This window comes from Vibrio sp. 10N.286.49.E11 (assembly GCF_041469505.1).
Taxonomy (GTDB): domain Bacteria; phylum Pseudomonadota; class Gammaproteobacteria; order Enterobacterales; family Vibrionaceae; genus Vibrio; species Vibrio crassostreae_C.
The window spans coordinates 1-5,716 of the sequence record NZ_JBFRKQ010000121.1; the positions used below are offsets into that span (position 1 = coordinate 1).

The following is a 5,716-nucleotide window of genomic DNA, read 5'->3' on the forward strand; positions in this document are numbered from 1 at the left end:
CCAATTAGGAAACAAAGCCCAGTACCACTGTAATTCAAACCTGGCTAATCGTGGAAAACTAAATCAGTTACTCATTAATGAGCTATCTGACAATGCAACAATTACCGAGAATCATCAGATACTTGCAAGGCTTCCAATATCAACATATTGGACAACGAATTACGATAAGCTCATTGAAAATGCTTTAACAGAAACAGGAAAAATTCCTGATACAAAATATAGAATTAAGCAGTTGAGCTTTACTAAACGAGGGCGAGATGCCGTTGTTTACAAAATGCATGGAGACATTGAGCATCCTGATGAGGCTGTACTTACAAAGGATGATTACGAGGCATACCACGTCAAAATGCAGCCATTCATAAATGCACTTAGTGGTGACCTCGTAGCAAAAACATTTTTGTTCCTGGGTTTTAGCTTTACTGATCCAAACTTAGATTACATCTTAAGTCGTGTACGCGTTGCTTACTCTACGGATCAGCGGCAGCACTATTGCATTCAAAAACTTGTTGAGCCAGAGGATGGTGAACCAGAAGCTGACACGGAATACCGAGCACGAAAGCAAGAGCTATTTATTCAGGACTTACTTAGATTCGGCATAAAAACAATATTGGTATCTAGCTATACAGAAATAACGGATATTCTCAGGCAATTAGAGTGGGCTTTTAGAAGAAATACAATTTTCATTTCTGGTTCAGCGCATGAGTATGGCAGGTGGGAGCCCTCAGTTGCGGAAAACTTCATTTACTCTCTAGCAAAAGAAATATCAAGCTTAGGATTTAGAATTGTATCTGGTTTCGGTTTAGGTGTTGGTAGTTCTGTAATTACTGGGGCTCTAGAACATGTTTATATGAACGGGAGGCGCTTGGATTCTGACCAATTAATACTTAGGCCATTCCCTCAGACTGAAGTTGGTACTCGACCAATCGCGCAAGTTTGGCACGACTACCGAACAGACATGATTTCATTTTCTGGTATAGCCATTTTTCTATTTGGGAATAAATTGAAAGATGGAGAGGTGGTAGTTGCAGATGGATTGATCAAGGAATTTAAAATAGCAAAGTCAAATGGTTTGCTATTAATCCCTGTAGGAGCAACTGAATATGCAAGTAGAGAAATTTATTGCGAGCTTCTGAAAGAGGGGTATTTTGACAGTGATGCTTTCCCTGAAAGTGCAAGAAAATTTATAGACAAAATTTGCGACAAGGAATCTGAGTTGACCACGATTCAGAGTGAAATAATTGACTTACTAAAATCATTAAAATAAGGACGCTTAACATGCCTAAACGTAACTGTTTTTACAGCTTTCACTATTTGCCTGATAACTGGCGTGCGGGAACAGTACGAAATATTGGAGCAATCGATGGAAATAAGCCTACATCAGATAACAATTGGGAAACAGTTAAAAAAGGAGGGGATGCGGCGATAAAAAAATGGATTGCAAATGAAATGTCTGGAAAGTCATGCGTTGTAGTTCTTGTCGGCAGCAATACCGCAGATAGGAAGTGGATTAATCATGAAATAGTTAAGGGCTGGGACGATGGCAAAGGAGTCGTAGGAATATATGTCCATGGACTTAAAGATAGTGGTGGTAACACCTCATCAAAAGGTAGCAACCCGTTTGATTATATTGGTTATGGCAACACAGGGAAAAAACTATCATCAATAGTGAAGTGCTACAACCCTACAGGGACAACCAGCCAAGAGAAATATGATTGGATCAGCAAACACTTGGCTAATGCTGTAGAAGAGGCAATAGAAATTAGGAAAAATAACTAAATTGGATTTTTCTCAATAGCGCACAACAATGCGCTTCTGTCGGACAAATTTTACGCTGCGCTCCAAACTTGCCGCAGAGCGCAGCGTTACTTTTCCATACGTGAACTAATCCGTTGCATCCTAATTTAGTAATATAACTGACTAATTTTTGTCCAAAAGCTTCTCGGATTGAATTTTTACCCGTGGCGCTTTCTAACTCGAAAGTGCCCCAAAATCACTTAGATTAAATACTCTATACAATTCATAGGGCGTGCGTTTACCCTACTAAAACTTATTCGATTGAGTTGATAATTCATCATTCCCATTACTAGGCGACACATTGCTGTCTAACTTCCCTTTATGTGGCATAACGTATTGATTGTTATTTGAGTTAATATAAAAATGAATGCATCATTGAAGGATGAAAGACGACAATTTGGCGTCTAATAAGCGTTAGCTATATTATTCAAGTTCGGAGGAAAGTTTTGTTGGGTAAAGTCACTGGTTTTATGGATTATTTCCTAAAAATTCCGGCAACATTTTTAGTGGCTGTGATTGCAGTTGTTGGGATAATACTTTTTGTTCCAGATAGTGTAGCTGAATCTCTTGCTGTCAAAGGGTTCAGAGAACCCTATAGGGTTTATCTTGGACCAAGCTTTTTATTGTTGGTTTCTTTTGCTTGCGCTAGGCTCTTTTCATTTTTTGCCCGAGGTCAGGCTAGCAAGAAGAGTCTTGAAAGAAAGCAGAGCTTACTTCATCAGTTAACACCTGAGGAAAAAGGTTATTTGTTGCCTTATATCCAACAACAGTTAAATTCAGTTTATGTTGGGCACGAAGATGGTGTTATGGCTGGTTTGAGATCTAAGGGGGTTACTTACCTGCCATCGAGCACAGGTGACGTGCTAAATGGTTTTGCATTTAACCTGCAACCTTGGGCTAGAGAGTACTTAGTCAACAACCCTCATTTACTCGATGGTCATATAGGTGAGCCTATGACACCGAGAGAAAAAATGGGTTTTGGTGGCTGGTAGCATATAGCTAACAAACGACTATGGCGTCAATGATTAATTTTTGGCAGTGTTTTCATCCCACATGGCGCCATCTCTCAGCATAGAGTTAAGAGTCACAACCATCTTTCGAACACACGCGATTATTGCGACTTTCTTAGGCTTTCCGGCAGCTACAAGTCGAGCATAAGTTGCTTTGAATACGGGGTTACATTGCATGGCTGACATCATTGCCATATATAACACTGTGCGTACTTGCGCTCGACCGCCTTGGATCACGCGCTTACCTTTGTAGCGCCCACTTTCGCGTGTTATTGGAGCGACACCAATTAGTGATGCCGCTTGTTTATTTGTGATGTAGCCAAGTTCTGGTACGTTGCTAATTATTGATGCAGCGGCAATGTTTCCTATTCCAGGGACGCTCTGCAATATTGTGTTTTTAGCCTGATATTCAGGGCTATCTTCAATGAGTTTAACGAGCTTTTCTTCTAACTTGGTGATTTGATTTTTTATCGTGGTTAGCATCGGTTTGATAGTCGGATGGAGAGAAGCGGGAAGTATCTGGATTCGGTTCTTTTCCATGGTTTGCATGGATAACAACTGGTTTCGGCGAATGACTAAGTCACTCATTAGGCGTATGTTTTTTGGCTTTATGACAGTAAGAGCTGGTTTGATTGCTTCTCCATAGTGAGCAATCAATTCTGCATCTAAACGATCATTTTTGGCTCTGCGGCCAATAGCACCAGCGAACCGTTTTATGTGGACAGGGTTTGCTCTGACAATAGGTAATTGAGCCTCTGCACATGCAAGAACAAAAGGCATTTCTAATCGGCCTGTTGCTTCAATAACGATTCGTTCAGGACTGTGACTCTTAATCGTTTTGAGTGCTTTTTTGATGCCTTTATCATTGTTCTCTACTGAGAAAAATAGGTCTAGTGGCCTGATGTGGATGTCTAATTGTGTTTTGCCGGTATCAACTCCAACGTTGATGCTTTGATTGATTTTGGTATTCATAATAAGCTAACTCATGCTTGCGTAATGCGGGTTCGAGACCCAGTCGACTATTCGAGGTTTATGCTTGAAGTCCTATGTAGCGTTCATGTTTGTTATCGGTCTCTCGATAGAGGAGCCGGCGTTTAAACGAACTACTACATAGAAAGCTTTAGTTGCAGCTAAAGCCTGGGTCTCACATTACCCGATTGGAGTGCTTATTATCCATACAAACAATTTAAGAGTGATTCAGCACGCTTGGCATTTTTGGTTTGAGTTCAGTGATTACGGTGTTCAAATTGAGTTTTGTGGTCGCGTGCTTCACACCTTAATTGGGCTATATTTATCCATAAGCGGAGATATCTACAAAGTGAGCAAAGAAAAATTTATATTAAGCACTGGTGGAGAAGAAATTCTATTGTCAATCACACCAGATTATCACGCTTTGCTTGTTACTGGTGCCATAGGTCTGGGGAGCATTCTCACGTCCATTGCAGTTGTTTGGATATCAAGGCGAAATCAAAAAAGTCAAAGCAGAGAGAAGATAGCTGAACTAAGGCAGGCTTGGATTGCCGATCTGCGTGAAAATATGTCTCAATTCATATCTATTGCTTATTTAGTTGCAGTTAACGGGCGCCAGAACAAAAAGTATCATTTAACAGACGATGCAAATGAAAATTATAGGGCACTGTTTTACTACAGAAGCAAAATATTATTAATGCTAGACGCAGAAAAGGATTACGCAAAGATTTTGAAGTCATTAATGCAAGATGTTACATCAAATGTTGGAAAGGAAGATGCCGATAGCCTTAAAAACTTAGGAAGTTATGCAAAGGTTTTGGAGCAACAGTGTCAATCTTTACTGGAAAAGGCTTGGAATGACATTAAGTCAGATCTAGCAAAATAAACTTTATATACAAGGCGTTTAAGACGGATTCCCAACGCATGGCATTTTTCATTCCATCGTTGGGTTTTGTGTTTACGGTGGTATAGTTGGGTTTTGTGGTAGCATTGCTCACTACTTAACGCTGCGTTGATATGTTCAAAGCAGATAGGAGTTTCATTGGAATTTTTAACAGAAATATTTTCAAATAAAGCACAGCAGGCTCAACTAATTACTGTTCTTCTTTCTGTAACAGTTGCAATATTAGCTGTTCTGCTAAATCAATGGTTTCTTAATCGTAGAGCGAAAAGGGAAAATTTACTAGGTAAGCTAGAAGCACTTTATCTTGCGATTGAAGAATATGATGAGTTCTCGCATCGTTTATTAATTAAATCTTATGCAACATCACCAGTGGCAAACGAAGATCAAGTTAATGATTTGAATAATAAAACTCAAGAGATTTATAAGAAAATTACTATGTACTTAGATTTGTATTTTTCTGACCAAAAAATCGACATAAGCGAGTGTGCAAGACTAACTGTGCTTGCATTCCTAGATTATCAAGTTAATCGAGCTTCTATTCATAATGTAATTTCGAAAAAAGAAGTAGAAAAACTAAACAATAAATACTCAAAAGATGCCACCGAAGTATTGAATATTTTAGAGTCTTTGAAAGCTTTGGTTGTCAAACTGGTGGCAGAGCACAAGCATTGAGAATGAACATACTGATCTGCTCCAGTTATACTGGACAATCTAATAAGTGAGTTGCCATACCTGTAGTTATTGATGGTTTACTAATTTAGCAAAGTCGCTGACAAGCTTTTGTCCAAAAGCTTCTTAGATAGCGACGATGTGGATTTCTTTAGCAAAGCATATTTTCGAGCAAGCTAGCTCTTTTCGCTGACATTAATTCACCAATCTAACTTCTTGTCGCTGAGAGTGATGAGAACTGGAAGTCTAGGGGATCAATAACCAGCAAGTCAGAGGAATTAGCCAAGCTTACCATTTTACCAACATATCCCTATAATGCTATTGAGGTCACACTGAACAAGAGAAACGGTATGAGTAAAATAATTATGGC

Annotated in this window: 6 protein-coding genes; 5 read left to right on the forward strand and 1 reads right to left on the reverse strand. The window is 39.2% G+C overall.

Annotation, left to right across the window (positions count from 1 at the left end):
* The 3 genes from AB4167_RS21525 to AB4167_RS21535 form a co-directional block, all read left to right on the forward strand.
* Nucleotides 1–1,264: SIR2 family protein (locus AB4167_RS21525; RefSeq protein ID WP_372136999.1), on the forward strand; the 1,264-nt coding region annotated here is incomplete at its 5' end.
* 11 nt (nt 1,265–1,275) lie between these two features.
* Nucleotides 1,276–1,776 carry a TIR domain-containing protein gene (locus AB4167_RS21530; protein ID WP_017050425.1) on the forward strand — a complete coding sequence of 167 codons (501 nt, stop codon included), beginning with the start codon at nt 1,276–1,278 and terminating at the stop codon, nt 1,774–1,776.
* A gap of 467 nt (nt 1,777–2,243) precedes the next feature.
* Entirely contained in the window at nt 2,244–2,786 is a 543-nt protein-coding gene (locus AB4167_RS21535) for a super-infection exclusion protein B (RefSeq protein WP_372137000.1), read from the forward strand.
* Between the two features lie 33 nt (nt 2,787–2,819).
* Here the strand turns inward: AB4167_RS21535 and AB4167_RS21540 are convergent, their stop codons facing one another.
* Nucleotides 2,820–3,776: an IS110 family transposase gene (locus tag AB4167_RS21540; RefSeq protein WP_017064050.1), complete on the reverse strand. Its 957-nt coding sequence runs from the start codon at nt 3,774–3,776 to the stop codon at nt 2,820–2,822.
* A 220-nt stretch (nt 3,777–3,996) separates the two neighbouring features.
* Between AB4167_RS21540 and AB4167_RS21545 the strand changes: the two genes are divergently transcribed.
* Together AB4167_RS21545 and AB4167_RS21550 are read left to right on the forward strand one after the other, a co-directional pair.
* Entirely contained in the window at nt 3,997–4,659 is a 663-nt protein-coding gene (locus tag AB4167_RS21545; RefSeq protein ID WP_372137001.1) for a hypothetical protein, read from the forward strand.
* Nucleotides 4,660–4,815: 156 nt separating this feature from the next.
* The gene (locus AB4167_RS21550) at nt 4,816–5,349 is read left to right on the forward strand and encodes a hypothetical protein (protein ID WP_017030974.1); all 534 of its coding nucleotides are present in this window, start codon (nt 4,816–4,818) and stop codon (nt 5,347–5,349) included.
* Nucleotides 5,350–5,716 lie beyond the last annotated feature (367 nt).